This window comes from Paenibacillus sp. T2-29, assembly GCF_052921365.1.
In genome coordinates, this window is record NZ_JBREVE010000002.1 from 515985 (window position 1) to 534882 (window position 18898).

The following is an 18898-nucleotide window of genomic DNA, read 5'->3' on the forward strand; positions in this document are numbered from 1 at the left end:
ATGTAGTAAGAGTATATACACAAAAGGAAGCGTTTTCAATCATTATTTTTAAAGTATTTTACTGTTAAATGGGTCTGTCAGCGTTCGACAAAAAAGATACTAAATGAGCCGTAAAGTCGTCTAATTGGATTTGGTCTCGACTGAACGGATACCTTCCATCTCTTGCAGCAGTGACAACAATTCCTCCACTCCCTCTGACCGGGACAGCTTTAGAAGCATATGAACCATCAACTGCTCACCGTTATTGATACGCTCGGCGTGAAAGCTGTGAATGGTCAGCTTTTTGTTCTCCAGCAGTTCTTTAATTTGATTCAGTACGCCCGGCTCATTTTCAACTTGAACAACCACTTGCCGTGTGGACGGGGTAGCCATCTGATAAAAACGACTATGGAGCAAGGACTGAGCCGCCAAAATAAACAGCGTTACACCCGCGCCAAGCCCATACATTCCTGCACCGACAGCAATACCAATCCCCGCGGTAGTCCAGATGCCCGCAGCGGTGGTAAGCCCTTTGATTCTATTTTTTTGTGTAAAAATCATTCCTGCGCCGATAAAGCCGACTCCACTTATAACCTGTGCTGCTATTCTGGAAGGGTCCAGCGACAGGTTGGACCAAACAGTCTGATCCTGAAAACCGTATTTGGATACCACCATCATAAGTGACGCCCCGATCCCGACAATGAAATGTGTGCGAATGCCTGCCTCCTTCATCCGACTTTTGCGTTCATAGCCGATTAACGCGCCGCACAATCCGGCAAACATGACCCGAATCAGGTAATCCCAATCCCACATACCTTTTTCACTCCACTATTGTTTAAGTTATGAAAAGATGTTGCCTTAATATATATTCATGATGCTCCGGCAAATGAGCCGTTATACAGCTGTTATTTTGTTATTACCCAAATTTTAAGGAACCTTCACTTCATGTTCGGGAAGATTGCGATGTGCCTTTCTCCCCTTGAGTAGCCACAACTCTGGTGTATCCTGTACACCATCTACTCGCATACTAAATGCCCTCGATGGTAAATTGCGTATACGGAGCAATAGACGGTTTCCGTCTGCTGCTGCATCCACAAGCTCTAGCAGTGTTAGTGAATCATTTGTTAGCTTGCGGTTCAAAGCGCGAGTTGAATCTGCGTTGTCCTCACGGCTCCAAATACGCAGCTCATCTAAAGACGGCGTAGTAATTCGCTTGCTGAAAGAAATAACCACCTCATCTTCGGCTGAACGTTCCGCCCTAAGAGGTATTGGAGGCTCATCGTACATGTAGCCTCCCAGATGATATTCATAGGCAGTCCAGGCGGTATAGTCGCCCTCCAGGGCAGTAACCCCGAACTGTCGCGTCCACTTGCGGTCTCGAACCATCCGCGCAAGTGAACCGATATCTGCCTGCACTCCGAGGGACAGGTCCGGATAAGCGGCGCGTATGGACTGCGCGATACGAGCATAGCCGTGAATATACTGTGGCGGAAGACGGCGGCGCATCCAGTCCGGCCAATGGGTCTGGAGTACGTGCATATCCGGAGCTACGCTCCCGATCATGGCTACCGCATCCAGGCCCTGCCATTCCCGCAGCTGACCGGGAATATCGCCACGCCCGCTCACAGCGAGCGACCATGTCGCCACGCAGATGTCCGGCCGGACATCACGCACACCGCCTGCGCCGTTCACCAGCTCATTGATGAGCCCATTCACGGCGTCAACGCGCAGATCGACCCACTGCGCGTACAGCTTGGGGACCTTCCGGTAGTAATTCCGCGCATGCTTATCGCGGAAATTTGGAATGTCCTCACCGCAGCGTGCACGGAAAGCACGCTGTGCATGTGGTCCAATATCCCCGTACACTCCACTGCGCAGCCCGTTCCATTCGGGGAAATAAGGCTCCGCCACCTCAAAGCCGTCAAACGGAATATCGGTGACGAGCCGGGCAGCGGCTTTCTTTTTCCATTCCACATATTCCTGGGCAAAATGCGAAAGCCGCTGAAAGCCGTCGTTGGGCTCGCGCAGCAACTCCATACGCCATTCCTTCCACGCTGGCGGCAGCTGGGACACGCCAAAAGAACCGTTGCCCAGCACCATCGCCCACACCGCGATGCCTCTGCGCTGAAAAGCAGCAACAAGCGCTCCATCCACTTCATTTTCACGTACAACAAAATAATGCACGGTCTGGTAGCCCGCAAGGGCGATCTCATCCGCTATGCTATCCCGCGACCGATTGGCGTAATAGGGAAACAACGGATCAATTTGAATACTGGGACCGTTCAGAGCCCATGGTTTCATTTTTCCGATTTGTGCTATAGAGTCTGTCGATTCGGATCGCTCATCTCTCTTATTGTCCAATTCGATCCACCTCCGTCACTCACGTTTTTCCGATACTTGCTCAGAATCTACAGGTTTGGGCTATATGTTCCTACTGGTTCGCCTATGTTACCATATTTCGCAAATGGGGTGAAATGCAGCTGCTACTGTTTCATCATTAGCGTTCAGAGGTATTGGAATAACGAGTCAGGTTTAGCTTATGAACGGAATGGGAGGAATAGTCAATGGCAGAGCAGAGATTGCAAGGAAAAATAGCAGTGGTCAGTGGTGGAGGTTCAGGAATCGGTAAAGCAACTGCAATTCGTTTTGCAGAACAAGGCGCCAAGGTGGTCTTACTGGATCGGACACCCGAGCATGCAGAGGAGACCCAAGCAATCATTGAACAGGCTGGCGGCGAAGCACTTGTGCTGGAATGTGATATTTCCAAGCCAGACATGATTCAGCAGGGGTTCGCTAAAGTCGTAGAAAGATACGGAAAGCTGGATATCGTGTTCGCCAACGCAGGCATTAATGGCACCATGGCCCCTATTGAGACCATGGAGCTGGAAGAATGGGACCGCACGATGAACATTAATCTACGCGGCACCTTCGCTACCGTTAAATATGCCGTTCCATACCTGAAGGAACGCGGCGGCAGCATTATCATCACCAGCTCCATCAACGGTAACCGAACCTTTTCGGGTATTGGGTTCTCAGCTTACGCTTCCACCAAAGCGGCTCAGGTTGCTTTTATGAAAATGGCAGCGCTGGAGCTGGCACGTTACAAAATTCGGGTTAACGCGATATGCCCAGGAGCCATCGACACGAAAATTGATGATAACACGTACCCTACCGAAGACTTGAAGAAGGTACAAATTCCAGTCGAATTTCCGAAGGGCGGAGAGCATCCGCTGAAGGATGCTCCCGGTGAGCCAGAGCAAGTCGCCAATCTGGTTCTGTTTCTCGCCTCAGATGAATCATCTCATGTATCGGGTACGGAGATCTATGTAGACGGAGCAGAATCGCTGCTGCGCTAAGCATAAAGGGGATCGTTGTCCCCATATAAACTACTGTTTAGGCATTCCTAGCAACCTTATCCCAAGTCATTGCTAGTGGAAAAGGCTGCTTTTGCATGACTTGTGCATCGTTTCACAACAATTCTATAGCGCCCTGTTAGCACCATGCACAGCTCCTTTGCGAAGGCGGACATACAATCTCCCTCCTGGCAGCACCTCAAACAACAACATCAGAAGAGAAAAGAACAGCAGTGCAATGGCCTCTTCTGCCAAAATATAAACAGGGTATGGTCCCAAAACATCCAGTATCGATGGTGTCGACGGCTTTCCGGTCAGAAACATGTAGTTGGCACCGAGAGCACGATCTACAATCCACACCATCAACGCCAAGCCATTGAGAAATAGCATAACTTTCCCTACACCCTTCCACGTCGGTCGGAGCCCTGCGATCCAGGTCATATATAGGGCAGCCAAAATAATAGCACTATGAGCTACGAAAAAATGGATAAAACGATAGTGAGGAAAGGCATAAGCCAAATTAGGCGTGAGTACGGCTTGAAGCGCTCCTCCAATTCCGGCAAAAAGGACCACCGGGTATAACCAGCGGCTGCGGAAAATAAGCATGAGGATGGACAACAGCAGTGTCACACTGCACAGCTCTAAGGGCAATGATGTCTGGACATCCCAAATATGCTGTGCCACATACCATATATTCAAAGTCACCTCTGAGAGAACGAGGACCGTAATTAATAGCCAGCGAATTCCCTCACTTACAGGCTTATTCGACCGAATCCAGCCCCGCGTTAGCCACAGCAGCACAGCGCATACAATGAGTCCCAGTATAGCCAAACCATGTGACGGAGTAAAAGCCTCGAACCCTTCCGGCGCGTACGCATCGAACCAAGACCCTGACCATAGCCAGTCCATAGAAAGCCCCCTTCGATCTCTTTCTTTTTTCGCACCTTCTATTTTATACCAAATAGTCGAATATGTTCTAGCCATCTTTCTTGCTTGTTCAATACCTTAACCTTTATGATAAAAGATATTATATTCAAAGGAGAACACTCATGCCGATTAATCGCCGACTAATTACAGATCAGGATTTCAGCGAGGCACTGGAACGTCATCTTCGTATCCGGGTATTTCAAGATGACCAATTGATTGGCTCAGGCGGGACTATAATCCGTTTTGACGATCAAACCATCGTTGTGCAGTCTAGCGTCAGTGATCTGGCTTACCATCCCAGAAAACAATGTGAGTTTTTTGAAATTAAAAAATAGCCACCACGCACCGGGGAACCCGTTTGCTTCGTTTTCCGGTGTGTAGCGGCTAAGTTTTATGGGTATTCGTCATATCTTACATGACGGTTTTAGTTATAGTTGATTCCACGTGTTTTCATCATGAGTTTATTCGTAAGCACTTTCAAGTCCTCGGAAGAGGATGAAATTTCCTGCATAATAGCCGTCTCCTCATGAGCAGCCGTATAAATTTTGTGAGCACCTTCAGAGAACGCCCCTGACATTTGCTGAATACGATGAATCTGCTCAAAGGTTTGATCCACCCGATTCGTCTGCTCTGTTACAGCTTCTTCCATAGTACGAATGCTTTCGACAAATTCACGTACAATAGCGTTCAAACGGTTCAGCGTCTGATCGACAGAGCTTGTCCGTTCCGCCTCAGCACTGACCAAAGACGTTTGCTGATGCATCAACTCCACGGTCTCTACGATTTGTGACTGTACACGGCTAACGATAGCATTAATTTGCTGTACAGACTCCGTACTTTGGGCGGCAAGTGCGCGAATTTGGTGCGCTACTACAGCAAAGCCGTTTCCTTCTTCTCCCGCACGTGCCGCTTCTATGGAAGCATTCAGCGCCAACAGATGGGTTTGTTCGGCAATATCCTTAACGGTGCTTGTAATCGCTTCAATTTGTGAAGCTTCTTTTTCCAGTCGTGCAATCACCTGCTGCGAACGACTATGTGAAGCTGTCAGCTCTCCCATTCCATCCATCAGGGATGAAAATACAGTCTGCGTCGAATCCACTGAATGCTCCATATGGCCTGACAATTCCAGCATATGTCCCGATTTGTTACGCATCATTTTAAAATCGCCCAGCATTCGATCCGCTGTTTTAATTGATTGGGCAGATGCTTGCTTTTGCTGCTCCACGCCATCCAAAATATCTTCTACCACCGTAGACATGGACTCGATTTGCGCCGTAGCTTGTACAATAGCCAAGCTCAGATTTTCTGCACTTTGCGAAGTTGTTCTGGTGCTATACGAGATCTCATTGAACATATCTTTAATGTTCAGCATCAGATGCCGAAATGCATCGTACAACACTTTGATTTCATCATCTGAACGGCGCTCTGGAATTACGACAGACAGGTTGCCCGACGAAGCTTCCTCTGCCGCCTTGGCCAATCTAACAATTGGCCGTGTAAGTAATTTTGAGATCAACCAGCCCAAAATGCCACTCCACAGGACACCCAATAACAAAATGATCGAGGTGTATACCCATTCCTGTGTACCATGAGCAAGCCAGTCCTTGAGTACAAAAATAAAAAAAGCGCTTGTTCCATAGGTTATTGCTGAAATTGAGACAAATGCAGTAACCATTTTCGTACCTAGTGACATCTTCATGTACTGTAGCCCACCCCAAAAAACTCAAATTTGATTCCATTTTACCATAAAATTGCTACATTTCTAGTAGTATTTTTCACAGACACCTATATTTATAAGCATAAAGATGCAGAGCCTTAAGTCCCCTGACCTAACTACAAAAACAACATGCTATTCAGGCAGCAAACTGCGTCAAAAAAAGTGGACGAATCGCGCTGCCGCTTACGTTGCAGGCCATTCGTCACATCTAAAGTAATCTATTTCTTCGCAATCCCATTTTCCATCATTGAGAATAACTGTCATCCTTTTGTTCAACAACTGCCTTTTTAACCGCTTCAATTGTGTCTATTTGGTGACTGTTTTTTTCCAGTACAGTAAACTCCCATAATCCGCTGGTCAGCTTGTCTCCTTGCTGGATATCAAAACGTTCTGAAAGCATCCAACCGCCAATCGTATATACGTCCCCGGCCTCAATATCTGTCTCCAAGCGCCGATTGACCTCATGGATAAGCGCCTGTGATTTGAGTATGTAACGATGATCATCTGTTTTTGTAATGAGTGGTGTTAGCGCTGCGGGGGTTTCGGTATCCGTATAGGAAGGAATGTCTCCAACAATCTCTTCCATAATGTCCTCTAGGGTGACAAGCCCAGACGTTCCACCATATTCATCCACCAGCACCGCTACTGGAATACGTCGTTTTTGCATCTGAATCAGCAGATCCCGAGCCTGTACCGTCTCAATCACCTGAAGTACCGGATGAATGTAAGAAGCCATCGTTGTATTTCCTGTACTATGCCCACGGGCCAAATCATGCAGAGCTTCCTTAACGCGAATCATCCCGATAATACGATCCCGGTCCCCATGTTCAGCTACAGGCAGAAAATTGTAGACCTTGTCCTCGATCAGCTCCATAAACTCGGCTACCGTTGCCTGATGAGAGATGGAACGGATGTGGATGCGTGGTACCATAATTTCCTGCGCCGCACGGTCATCAAAATCAAATACATTATTCAGGTATCGATATTCTGTCGGTGTAATTTCACCACTACGAAAGCCTTCAGATAACGCTAGTCGAAGCTCAGCTTCACTGAGTGCTGCATCTTCTTCAGATACCTTTTTCAGCCCAAAAAGCCCCGTAATGACACGTGAAGAACGACTGAGCACCCAATTCAGGGGATACGTTATTTTATAGAATACCGTAATCGGACGGGCAAAAAACAATGCCATCGGTTCGGCAATTTGTATGGCAAAGGTTTTGGGTACCAGTTCCCCAACGACCACCTCGAAATAGGTCAAAATCAGAAACGCCAGCAAAAAGGAGAGTACTCCCGTTAGTCCAGCCGGAATATGCGCCAACACAAACAGGGGATGTAGCAGCTTCTCAACTGTAGATTCCCCTAACCAGCCTAGCGCCATTGAAGTTAGTGTTGTACCAAGCTGACAAGCGGATAAGTACTCATCAAGCCGAGACAGAATATTTTTAACGGCTTTCGCGTTTTTATTGCCCTCTGAGGCCAATTGATTGATACGAGATACCCGCACACGAATAATGGAATACTCTGAGGCCACAAAAAAAGCAGTTAAGGTGATAAGTAAAATAACTAGAATGATATTTATCGTTTCCATAGCCCTCTCTTACTCCGTTGATGACGAAGCAAGAAGCACCCCCTTTGACATTCATTTTTGGATGGAATCATAACAAGAATAATGATGTCCATAATCGTGTATTACCCAAAAATGACAAGGAGTAGACTATGTACGACTTGGTTAACGAATCGCCAGTGGACTCTTTTGCACAATATCTATCCATTGATCAGCTATCAACTGATGCCCAACCGCTGTCGGATGAACCCCGTCATGCAGCCAATAGGAGGCGTCCGCCTTGGTAGCAGCTTCGTTCAACATGCTCTGGAGCGGCACAAATACGGCCCCATATTTGTCGGCAAGTTGACGTACAATACGCTGGTAACCCGTTATTTTTTCTTGCCAAATGTCCCAGCGCGCCTCGGTAGCTCCCGTTTTCAAAATAAACGGCTCACACAGCACCAGCCCGGTATCAGGCATCACTTCACGTGTCTCCTCCAGCAGGTGGCAATAGGCTCGTTCAAATCGGTCCGTCACCCCGGACGGCTCCTGCTCCACGATCCGCCAGGCATCGTTCACTCCGATTAGAATACTGAGCAAGTTCGGCTGTAGACTAAACGTGTCTTCATTCCAACGTGCATACAAATCCGAAACCCGATCCCCCGAAACTCCCCGGTTGACAAATTCCGGCTGTGTATCAGCCAGTCGACTCCCAAGTGCCCCAGCGATCAGATACACATAGCTCTGACCCAGCCAATGGTTCGCGTCCTCATTCCGTCCCCTTCCTCCGTCTGTAATGGAATCTCCTTGAAAAAGAATACGTGTGTGTCCTGTACTCGACATTTTCGATTGTCCTCCTCGTAATTTCCAATAATACCCTTATCATACCTCTTATTTTTCGAATTGGAAAGCGGTTTCAGGAATTGGGAGAGTTATAGCCACTATGCAGGTGGAATGGTGCTTTCCATTGCTTGTACAGCACCATTCCACCTACTCCGTTTTTATATTGATTTTTCGATTTCAGACCGCTCGGTACTTACACACTTCGCGAAAATTACAACCCCCGCATACTCTGCGAGAAGGCATCGGTGTGAAGAAAGACTCGGGCTTGGGTCGATTATAGTAATCGTCATCAAGGCAGGACTTCATTTCCTCGATGTAACGTCCTACATTGCCAACTACCTTGTCGATATCCTCTGGTGTGGGGCGATATACTTCATGCTCTCCTGTCATCAAATACTCCACACGTACCTCGATCTTCTCCAAAGGAAGCTGATAGTGCTCCTGTACATAGGAAGCATACAAAAAAAGTTGGTCGGAAAAATCGCCTTCCTTACCTGTTTTCCAATCCACGATGACCATGTCTCCATTGTCTCTACGGTAGAGCAAATCCATTTTGACATATACTTTCGTCTCATGAAGGAGCATCGTATCCCACTTCTCCACTTCTACAATTCGGGCCTTTCCCTGTTGCAGTTCACGCCAAACCGCAGTACGGTACAAATTGTGTACCACCGCGTGCTGTCGCTCCTTAATCCGGGCAATCCGTTCCGGAAGCACTTCATCGTCGTAATAAATCTCTGCCAGCATAACCCGATTTTTGGGATCTTGCAGCCATACCTCACGGTGTAATGATTCCTTGTAGCTGTCATTCAACATGTTCTTCATAGCTGTCTCCAGAAATGCTGTGCGCGGGACAGCCCCTTTTTCCATCCACCCGCGTATGACCGATTCACACATTTGGTGCGTAATATTCCCGAATAAAATATATAAGTTGCTCAGTTGCTTAAGCCGATACAACGTAACTTGCTCTTCAGTGCCCTGTGCCGAATTCCATCCGTTATGCGAGCCGTAATAATGATAATAGTATTTGCGTAAGCATTCGTCGAACGTTTGGGCCCTCGATTGTGAATAGGACCAGGACGGATATATTGCCATGACAGGCCCTCCTTCATTAGAACTTCCATCTCTTTATTATAACGCATGCCTAAGCTGTATCGGTCATAAAAACGACAAAAGACTTTAACCCATAGGTTAAAGTCTTTGACTGACTAGTTAGTATTCTCGCTACGAGTCCGTTCAGCATTGATCAATTCACTTACATTAACAGCACCATCCTCACGGACGTTGACTACGAGTACTGGAGTTCCCAGCATTCCGCTGATCCACTCCTTGTAATCATCCACATGATCATTGGGAAGAATCGTCAAGATCACACCAGCAAAGCCACCACCATGTACCCTGCATGCGCTATTATCAATTGATTTTAAATACATTTCCGTTAAAGCCAGGGCAACCGATACGTCTTGTTCCCGATCAATCCCACTTCTATATACATTCTGTAGCCATTTCCATGAAGAATTACCGGATTCGGTAATGAGCTTTAAGAAATCAGAAAAGCGCCCTTCCTCCAGCGATTTCACCTGCTCATCCACACGCTTATTTTCTTCAAAAAAATGCAAAGCACGAAGCACTGCCCGATCCCCAGCTTTTTCCCTGACCATCTTGAGATTGGCATACAGATTCTCAGGCGATAAGTCACGGCAAACCGAAGCGCCCAAAGACTGAGCCACTGCACGCATTTCGTTCGGCACCGCTGCGTAATCATCGGTTAAATCAGCATGATTTCCACCTGTATTTACAATAACCAGGGAGTAGCCGTTTTGTTCAAAATTCCAATGGACTGGATTGATGATCGGTTCCTTGGGATTTTCAAAATCAATGGAAATCAAACCGCCATATGCGCAAGCCATCTGATCGAGCAGCCCTGAAGGCTTGTTCCAATAGACGTTTTCCGCATACTGACCAATTTTGGATTTAGCAACAGTATCTAACGCTCCCTCGTTATAAAAATGATTTAATATCGTGCATATCAACATTTCAAACGAAGCGGAAGAGCTTAATCCTGAAGCAGAGAATACATTACTTGATATATAAGCTTGGAAGCCTCCGATACGATACCCGAATTCAAGCAGACCAGCTGCAATACCACGGACCAGCAACATCGTACCGTCATCCTCCGGTTTTGGTGCCAAGTCGTTTAAATCAATGACGTATTTCGTTTTGTAGCCTTCAGAAAAGAATGTTATAACGGATTCCTCTACTTTAGCAGCTACAGCGATCGTATCAAGTGTAATACTGCCTGCCAGCACCTTCCCGTGGTTGTGGTCTGTATGATTCCCTCCAATTTCGCAGCGCCCCGGAGCACTAAACAGTTCAATATCCCCTACACCAAAATGCTCCTGATACGCCTGTATAAGTGATTGATATCGAGAGGTTTGCTCGGAAATTTGTTGTTGGCCGTACATCCGTGCGAGAACAATCTGTCCCTCGCTAGAATTCAATAGCTCCATATCTTTCATCGTATATCCCCCTACTTGTATGTCTGTTTCCACGCAGAATGATGCTTTAATTATCTCAATTTTCCGTGTGTAAAAGTATGGCACAATTTTAATCTGTAAGCGCTTATTTTAATCGCTTTTATGAGCATTTTACCAATATAACTAAAAAAGAACCAGCCCCTAATCGGGGCTGGTTCCTGTATTTACACCTGATTCATTCCATACACTAACCGTTAAGAAGAAGAAGGGTGTTCTGGATTTCTTTTTTAATCGCGTTTCAGCACATATTCTCCAGCATTGTTACGAGTTACAGTAGCGCCAAGTGCCTCTGCAACAGATTTGAAAGGAACATACAATGTGCCATATTCATCCGTATATGGAGCTTGCGGCAACGTCAATGTGCTTCCTTCCAGTACAGCCTGCTTGGAGCCACTTTTTAGCTTAATCGTCTTACCAGTAATATCATCAACTACAGTTGTTTGTTTGGCAGCCGCATCCCATTTTAATTCTGAGCTCAATTCGCCTGTCAGTTCACGCAATGGGATGAAAGCCGTACCTCCACGATTCTCCAATACGTAGTAATCGTCTTTAGGATCGAAAATTGTTTCTACTTTTGTAATTTCCAAATCATTTTTTAAAATGTTGTAGATCGGAGAATTCGCTTCAAAATTGCGCAGTGTCGCTCCCGGTGTTAATTCAGCTTGTGCATTCAAGTCAATAACGCCGTTAGAAAGATCTACTTTATCGGCCGTTACACTACCATTGACGTTCCAGGATTGGGTCTCGGTCAGAACGGTAAAGGACTTCACCGGAAGATCGTCTACATCTGGCAATGCAACTGTCAGGTCTGTCAGCGCTTTGCGAACATTTCCTTTTTCATCAAAATACATGTCGCTTTTCAGCACAGTGTTTGCACTCAGAACTGTTTTGATTTCAGGTGCCTCTGCATACATAGTGCTGACTCCTACATCATACTGTGCCACAGCCAGATCCAAATACTTTTTAACCTCAGTGTAAGCCTCGTTGACCAGCTTTTCTTTGTTTTCATTCAGTTCTGTTGTTACTTTATCACTACCCTCAATAGCTATGCTGGAAGCGATAGTTTTAGTCATATCAATAGCTTGACCGATCAATTCTTTTAAGCCAGCTTCATCCTTGGCCAGATTCGCCAGGAATGGTTTTACCAATGCAACCAGTTCATCACCGCGCAGTTCTGTATGGAGACGAGTCAGTTTCACCTTGTCTTTTTCACCGTATACTTCTTCGGTTACAGACGTTGCAGAAATGGTCGAAGGGTTAGGGGCATGCTTGAGCATAAGTGCAGCGGCTGTTTTGGTCAGATCTCTCACGTCTTTGGAATATACATACGGATCAAACCCGGCAGGCAGACCACTCAAACTCTCTTGCGAGTTCAAAGATATGTAATAAGGTTTTTTGGCACCTTCCAGATGAATAGCCATACCTTGGCGATCCAAAGCAAGCTCAAATGGCAAATTATACTTATCAATATGCAAAGTACCCTTGGCGGAAGCAACTTCCTCCGATTGTACCTTGGCTTCATCTACAGTCACCGAAATCGAATTAATCAAATCTATGATTTGTTGATCTCCTTGCGTGATACCTTCTTTTGGAGTCAACTTAAGAGAAATTTTCTCCGTTGACTGCTGGGATTTCACATCAAGTGTTCCCAATAAATTTTTACTTACATCAAATCCGCCTACTGCCTGGCAACCTGTCAAAGCTACCATTAACAGAATAAGAGGGACGGCAATCCATTTTTTTATATTCATATTAATCCCCTTTCAAGATATTTCCGTTATCTCTTCTATTATCTCAGTGTTGATACGCATTGTAAATGAGTAGAATGGAAAATAGAGCTAGTTATTTAGGATCAATTTTCAGCCTGAAGCATCCGGTAAGCCAGAAGTGCCATTTCCAGACAGCGACGTTTGTCAGAGTCTGCCAAATTCCCTTCTACGATTTCATTAATTTTATCTAGTCGATTATAAAGAGTCTGCCTATGAATATACAAAATTCCGGCGGTATCACGCTTGGAGCCATGGCATTGAAAGTAGGCATCCAGGGTATCCAGAAGCTGCATATGATGCTCACGATCATGCGCAATCAACTCACCCAAATGGTCCTGTACAAATTCTTGTAGAAAAGGAATTCGAGGCACCGCCTTCAACAATTGATAGATTCCGATGCTGTCGTAAAATAGCCGATCCTTCATGACCGGAACGCTTCGCGCGACTTCAATGACCTGATATGCCTCTTCAAAACTGCGGTCCGTCCCTGTCATGCGGTGCCTTACCTTACCAAAGCCTGCATGAATGCGCACTTTATCAAGCTGTCCTGCGGCATAGTTCTGAATATATTGAACCGTATGGGCCAGCACTTTTTTCATCTGCGCTATGGAACGCAGCGTTAATTCCTCCTTTGCACAAAGGATGTAGCATTGACTTCCCTTCATCATCAACAGATTGTGCAACGCTTCTTTTTTCAACAGAGAACGAAGCAGCACTAATACATCCTGATTGATGGATTCCTTGCGCACCTGACTTGCGTCTTTGTCTTGATGCTCTACCTCGATAACCCCTGCCCAAAATAAATACCGACCCTTCGTTAACAATCGCAGTCCCATCCGGGTCTGGGCCTGTTCTTCATTGGGAAGCTGGCCGTTCAATACATCCTGAATCAGTTCATTTTGATTACGTAGCAATCGGTCTTCAAGAAACTGTGTTCTCAGTACCAATGTAGCAGCCGCCTTGGCTGTGTAATCAATGAGCAGCGACATTTCTTCCGTCGGCATTTCATTATGCAGTACTACACCTACAGCGGAAAACACCTGACCGAAGCATACAACAGGCTGAAACAAGACGGCAGTGGATTCATTTAGGTGAAACAGCAGGTGTCCTTCACGATCGGCAGTCATACTTGTTTCCACTTCATGGGCATAAAAATCTGCAATATGGTCTGCCACATCCGGCTGGACGGAGGGCACGAATCGGTTGGTATCAATGGAGGACATGTAGATGACCTGCCGGGCAGCATAGTCATGAAGCACACGCAAGAGGGCGTTCATATCGGTACTGCGTAGGGTTTCCTGCTGAAGCTGACGTGAAAATCGCTCCAGATCTTTTAATAGTTCATGATGTCGGTTAATAAGTAGAGAGTGAATATCTTGTGTAATTTCAACAAAACGCACCGGCTGCTCAAATACGATGACCGGGAAGTGATGCTGTTCCGCCAACTCCAGTATTTCAGGGGGGATCTCATAGATGCTCGTGCCTAGCTCCACACACAATCCCGCGGCTTCCGAGCGGATCAGCTGCTCCATATACTCGGCGCGCTCTTCCCCCTTCCGGATTAACCACAGGCCGGTCGTCAAAATCAGGTCATGACGGCTCACAAAGGGGGATACATTTGTGATTTCTAGCACATGAACCCAACCCACACGGCGGTTTACGCCCTGTTCCCCCGCTGCCAGCTTCGCCCGCCGGAAAACAGGACGTTCCAGCACATCCGCAATGGTAAATGTTTTTTTACCTTTCATCGGCATTCTCCTTATGTGTATGTTTCTATGTCATTTTATATGACATATATTCATCAAAAAGTCGAGCCTTTAAGTCAGATAATCCGACAAAATGTATGATGCGAAGGAGTCGCTCCCCTTGTAAACTGTACCTAATCTAACACGAATTGCATTTATCGGCTTGAGTCCATGTAACTAATCAGCAGACTGCATACAAATGATAGTGCCATTTTCTGCACTCGTTTGGTCGCATCCAACACTAAAACATAGCAGGCATAGCTGCCCTAGAACAATGCTTGGCTGTTGGATAACACGATCAACAAACATTGATTCTGCAGCGTAGCTGCCCTAAAAACAATCATTTGCCGTTGGATAACAATTATTTTTAGGAGAGGTGAGACGAATGAGAATTGGGATTCCGAAAGAGATTAAAAACAATGAAAATCGTGTCGCTCTGACACCTGCGGGTGCTGCTCAAATGATTCAACACGGACATCAAGTGTTTGTAGAAAGCCATGCAGGGGTTGAAAGCGGCTTTACAGACGGAGATTATGCCACTGCGGGTGCAACCCTTGTACAGCAAGCTGCGGATGTATGGTCCCAGGCGGATCTGATTATTAAAGTAAAAGAGCCGCTCCCCTCTGAATACGGGTATTTTCGGCCAGGTTTGATTTTGTTCACCTATCTGCATCTGGCTGCCGAGCCCGCACTGGCTCGGGCTTTAACAGACAACGGCGTAGCCGCCATTTCCTATGAGACGCTAGATGTGGAAGGAAGCCTGCCGCTACTTACCCCCATGAGCGAGGTTGCAGGCCGAATGGCTGTACAAATCGGAGCACAGCTGTTGGAAAAACCAAAAGGCGGTAAAGGCATCCTACTCGCAGGTGTGCCGGGGGTCAAACGCGGTAAAGTGACTATTATTGGCGGAGGGGTGGTCGGCACCAATGCTGCCAAGGTCGCTATCGGTCTCGGGGCAGATGTGACACTAATCGACCTAAGCCTGCCAAGATTGCGCCAACTAGACGATATTTTTGGCAATCAGCTCCATACGCTGGTGTCCACCCCCTCCAACATTGCTGAAGCCGTGGCGCAAAGTGATTTGCTGATCGGTGCTGTCCTGATTACCGGTGCCAAAGCCCCGCGGCTTGTCACAGAGGCCATGGTGCAGACGATGCAACCCGGTTCAGTGATCGTCGATGTCGCCATTGACCAAGGTGGCATTGTTGAGACGATTGACCACATCACGACACATGATCAGCCAACCTATGTAAAGCATGGCGTCATTCACTATGCAGTGGCGAACATGCCAGGCGCGGTACCGCAAACCTCTACGCTCGCTCTGACCAACGCAACGCTCCCCTTTGCTCTCCAACTTGCAGATCTTGGTGTGCAAGAGGCGCTTCGCAGAAGCAAGCCGCTGCTTAGCGGTGCCAATGTCCTGAATGGACATATTACCTACGAAGCAGTCGCCCGTGATCTGGGGTATCCTTATGTTCCTGTGGAACAGGCATGGCAGACCAAAACCTTACAATAGAAAAAAGCAGCACAAAGAACCATACACTTTTCCCAGTAGGGATTGAAGTGTATGGTTCTTTGTATGCTAACTGCATCTAACATATTTAACCGCATTTAAATGGCTTCTGACGAAAGGAACATTTGGAGACGCCGATAAATATCCGTGATTTCTTCCAACGACATGCGCACCAGTCCACTAGACGAAGGTGCCACAAATTCATGCATTTCGGGGATTAGCGGTTCAGGCTGGAATCCCCAATCCGCTTTGGATTTTTTACTATATTCGGTGTACACACCTTTGCCGACAAAGCAAGCGACCTTCGGGCGGTATTCCATTAGCTTTGCATGCAGCTTCAGACGTCCTTCAGCGTATTCCTCACGGGTAATGTCCTCCACTCCCCTGGTGGGACGGGAAACAATGTTTGTAAAACCGAAACCCAGTTTCAACAGCTCCCGATCTTCCGATGGATCGTATAAGCGAGGCGTCAAGCCGGCCCCCTCCAGTATGCGCCAAAAGCGGTTGCGCGGATTAGCGTAATGATGTCCTACCTCGCCTGACTTCAAGCTGGGATTAAAGCCGATAAATACAACGGATAATCCATAGTCGAGATGATCATCTACCTCGTGTAGTTCTGTCTCTGGTTCTGTCATCGGGCCCCTCCTTCCTCAAACCATATCCAGCGGCTGCTTCCTCGTTGGTGGAGGAAAAGCTTCGTCTATTTGTTGAAGTTGTTCAGGGGTGAGCTGAATGCTCGCCACCGCTGCATTTTCTCGTACATGCGATTCTTGTACCGCCTTGGGAATTGCCCATACATCACCGTCCCGTATGACCCATGCGAGTGCGATTTGCGATGGAGTTACTCCGTGGCTGGCAGCAATGTCTACCATAACAGGATGGTCCAGCAGTCCTCGACGCAGGCGTCCCCCTTGAGCAATCGGGCAATAGGCCATTACAGGTACTCCATGCGTACGGCTCCAAGGAAGCAGATCATATTCGATACCTCGCGAAGCCGCGTGATACAGCACTTGGTTGACAGCACAGGCTTCGCCATTACTCAGGCTCCATAGCTCCTCCATATCAGACTTGTCCAGATTGGACACGCCCCAGCTACGGATTTTGCCTTGCTCACGCAGTTTTTCCATGCCTTGTATTGTTTCTTGCAGTGGAATATTTCCGCGCCAATGCAGCAGATACATATCCACGTATTCGGTTCCCATTCGGGTTAGGCTCGCTTCGCAGGCTTGAAGCAATCCTTGACGGTCCGCATGATGAGGGTAGGCTTTGCTGACGAGATACACATTATCCCGGCGGCCCCGAATGGCCTCCCCGACGATCTCTTCTGCGCCGCCCTCCGCATACATTTCAGCCGTGTCCACCAGCGTCATACCCAGCTCGAAGCCAAGTTGAAGCGCACGCACCTCCTCCTGCCGAAGTGAGGCTTTTTCGCCCATATTCCACGTCCCCTGCCCGATGAGTGGTACTTCACGACCGTCCGTCCATGTAATCGCACTTTTCTTATGTTGACTCAACTACATTCCCTCCTTAGGAGCCTGGTGTCACAGGCTTGTCAAATACATGACTCTGCGTCCAGTGCTGACCGCCATCCGAGGTGGTATATAGAATCGGGGCCTGCTCTGAATCCGAGAAAATAGCCCAGCCTTCCTTGGCATTGGCCATCCCGATTTGCTGATTGCCATAACCCTCAAAGCCTTGCTTGCCATTGTTCCACGTCTTGCCACCGTCAGTTGTCCAACCAATCGTATTAGGCTTGTCGCACGGTGCACAATAGCCTCCCATCAATGCGGTACTGCTGTTAACTGCATAGAGCATACCTGGTGCCGTCCCTTCATTTTTGGGAACCTGATTGTCTTGCTGGCCAATACCCGGTGCCGGACCGCCGCCAGCGGTGGAATTTGCCAGTACAGTGCGCCAGCTTTGTCCACTATCAGCCGTATGCCAAAGCGAATACGACGTCTGATTCATCCCCGTGTCTCCAACCAGCTCAATCCATGCGTTGCCCCGTTCTACCGAACGAATAGTTACTCCGTTCAGAGGCCCTTCGGTTGTTCGTGACATGACAGGGGTCCAATTTTGGCCCCCGTTAACGGTGTGTAAAATCTGGAATGAGCGTTCTGTGCTCTGAGTTACCGCCCAGCCGTTTTGCCGATCATGATAATATGGCTGTCCTACTATGTGGCTAGGTACGGGAAGCGAAGACCAGCTTTGTCCACCATCTTTGGTATATTGATTGCCACTGAATCCTTCCTTGGATGATACAAAGTGTAAAAAGCCCGCTTGTCCTTGCTCAGGCACAGTCCCGACAACTTCCCAACGCTTGCCGCCATCGAGAGTTGCCAGCAGTGAACCGCTATCTTCCATAACAGCCCAGGCCTGCTGTCCATTCAAGGCAAAAATCTGTTGAACCGTACCTTTTCCTTGATACTGCACATTCCAAGCTGAACCGACTGAACCGGATGGAGCCGCATCTGTTCGGGCAATCCATCCATTACCGCCGATCCAGCCGGATTGGCCGTCGATTAATCGCAGCGCGGTAATATTGTCCATGCGGACGTTCGCTATACTAGCATCTGTCGTTGATTGCCCTCCTGTCTCCACTGCTTTGTCAGTGCTGGACGGAGATGTGCTATTTTTACCGTCAGAAGTAGTCTGCTGTTCCGGTGTATCCACAGTGGCTCCCGAACCATTGACTTGTGACGCTGCAGAATCCTTTGGTTTGTTCTGAGCTGTTTGTCCTGTTTGTGAATTTGATTCACACCCCGCTGCTACTAGGGCTACGGCGAGCAAAAGCACCCAAACCGATGTTTTTTTCTTCATTTTGTTCATCCCCTTATGTTGTTGATATACTTGCTGCGCGGGTATGGTACTCACAGCAAAGCATATTCTATGTATTACTCTGCTGTATTGGTTTCACTCTTGCGGTGAATATACGATACTGACTGCATGCGAATCCTGTATGCGAATCT

16 protein-coding genes are annotated in these 18898 nt (G+C 47.4%); 3 read left to right on the top strand and 13 right to left on the bottom strand.

Annotated elements, in window-relative coordinates; genetic code table 11:
• Positions 1-120: 120 nt before the first annotated feature.
• Both ACU1JV_RS08145 and ACU1JV_RS08150 read right to left on the bottom strand, forming a co-directional pair.
• Entirely contained in the window at positions 121-792 is a 672-nt protein-coding gene (locus ACU1JV_RS08145) for an MgtC/SapB family protein (protein ID WP_025678842.1), read from the bottom strand.
• 114 nt (positions 793-906) lie between these two features.
• Complete coding sequence (locus ACU1JV_RS08150; protein ID WP_413985686.1) at positions 907-2340, bottom strand: N-acyl-D-glucosamine 2-epimerase; 1434 nt, start codon at positions 2338-2340, stop codon at positions 907-909.
• Positions 2341-2543: 203 nt separating this feature from the next.
• Between ACU1JV_RS08150 and ACU1JV_RS08155 the strand changes: the two genes are divergently transcribed.
• Positions 2544-3335: an SDR family oxidoreductase gene (locus ACU1JV_RS08155; RefSeq protein ID WP_413985685.1), complete on the top strand. Its 792-nt coding sequence runs from the start codon at positions 2544-2546 to the stop codon at positions 3333-3335.
• A gap of 123 nt (positions 3336-3458) precedes the next feature.
• Here ACU1JV_RS08155 and ACU1JV_RS08160 read toward each other — a convergent pair whose 3' ends face one another.
• Positions 3459-4241, bottom strand: coding sequence for a YwaF family protein (locus ACU1JV_RS08160; protein WP_413985684.1), 783 nt, complete (start codon positions 4239-4241; stop codon positions 3459-3461).
• Between the two features lie 140 nt (positions 4242-4381).
• On the opposite strand from ACU1JV_RS08160, the gene ACU1JV_RS08165 reads away from it, so the two are divergent.
• Entirely contained in the window at positions 4382-4594 is a 213-nt protein-coding gene (locus ACU1JV_RS08165) for a hypothetical protein (protein ID WP_025675499.1), read from the top strand.
• 89 nt (positions 4595-4683) lie between these two features.
• On the opposite strand, the gene ACU1JV_RS08170 is transcribed toward ACU1JV_RS08165, so the two are convergent.
• The 7 genes from ACU1JV_RS08170 to ACU1JV_RS08200 form a co-directional block, all read right to left on the bottom strand.
• Entirely contained in the window at positions 4684-5958 is a 1275-nt protein-coding gene (locus tag ACU1JV_RS08170) for a methyl-accepting chemotaxis protein (protein ID WP_025675498.1), read from the bottom strand.
• A gap of 262 nt (positions 5959-6220) precedes the next feature.
• Positions 6221-7564, bottom strand: coding sequence for a hemolysin family protein (locus ACU1JV_RS08175; RefSeq protein ID WP_058711162.1), 1344 nt, complete (start codon positions 7562-7564; stop codon positions 6221-6223).
• Between the two features lie 141 nt (positions 7565-7705).
• Positions 7706-8365, bottom strand: a complete 660-nt coding sequence (locus ACU1JV_RS08180) for an SGNH/GDSL hydrolase family protein (protein WP_040101980.1) — start codon at positions 8363-8365, stop codon at positions 7706-7708.
• Between the two features lie 177 nt (positions 8366-8542).
• Positions 8543-9460 carry a RecB family exonuclease gene (locus ACU1JV_RS08185; RefSeq protein ID WP_025675495.1) on the bottom strand — a complete coding sequence of 306 codons (918 nt, stop codon included), beginning with the start codon at positions 9458-9460 and terminating at the stop codon, positions 8543-8545.
• Between the two features lie 113 nt (positions 9461-9573).
• The gene (locus tag ACU1JV_RS08190; RefSeq protein WP_025675494.1) at positions 9574-10884 is read right to left on the bottom strand and encodes a galactokinase; all 1311 of its coding nucleotides are present in this window, start codon (positions 10882-10884) and stop codon (positions 9574-9576) included.
• A gap of 245 nt (positions 10885-11129) precedes the next feature.
• Positions 11130-12653, bottom strand: coding sequence for a copper amine oxidase N-terminal domain-containing protein (locus tag ACU1JV_RS08195; RefSeq protein ID WP_413985683.1), 1524 nt, complete (start codon positions 12651-12653; stop codon positions 11130-11132).
• Positions 12654-12754: 101 nt separating this feature from the next.
• Positions 12755-14419: a PucR family transcriptional regulator gene (locus tag ACU1JV_RS08200; protein WP_013369694.1), complete on the bottom strand. Its 1665-nt coding sequence runs from the start codon at positions 14417-14419 to the stop codon at positions 12755-12757.
• 382 nt (positions 14420-14801) lie between these two features.
• On the opposite strand from ACU1JV_RS08200, the gene ald reads away from it, so the two are divergent.
• The gene (gene ald / locus ACU1JV_RS08205) at positions 14802-15932 is read left to right on the top strand and encodes an alanine dehydrogenase (RefSeq protein ID WP_064962454.1); all 1131 of its coding nucleotides are present in this window, start codon (positions 14802-14804) and stop codon (positions 15930-15932) included.
• Positions 15933-16027: 95 nt separating this feature from the next.
• On the opposite strand, the gene ACU1JV_RS08210 is transcribed toward ald, so the two are convergent.
• Genes ACU1JV_RS08210 through ACU1JV_RS08220 form a run of 3 tightly spaced genes read right to left on the bottom strand, consistent with a single transcriptional unit; the run spans position 16028 to position 18749 of the window.
• A complete protein-coding gene (locus ACU1JV_RS08210; RefSeq protein WP_025675796.1) occupies positions 16028-16564 on the bottom strand; it encodes a mismatch-specific DNA-glycosylase in 537 nt (178 codons plus the stop codon).
• A gap of 15 nt (positions 16565-16579) precedes the next feature.
• Positions 16580-17443 (bottom strand): aldo/keto reductase, encoded by an 864-nt coding sequence (locus ACU1JV_RS08215; RefSeq protein WP_058829055.1) that lies wholly within the window; start codon positions 17441-17443, stop codon positions 16580-16582.
• 13 nt (positions 17444-17456) lie between these two features.
• Positions 17457-18749 carry a WD40/YVTN/BNR-like repeat-containing protein gene (locus tag ACU1JV_RS08220; RefSeq protein WP_064962457.1) on the bottom strand — a complete coding sequence of 431 codons (1293 nt, stop codon included), beginning with the start codon at positions 18747-18749 and terminating at the stop codon, positions 17457-17459.
• Positions 18750-18898 lie beyond the last annotated feature (149 nt).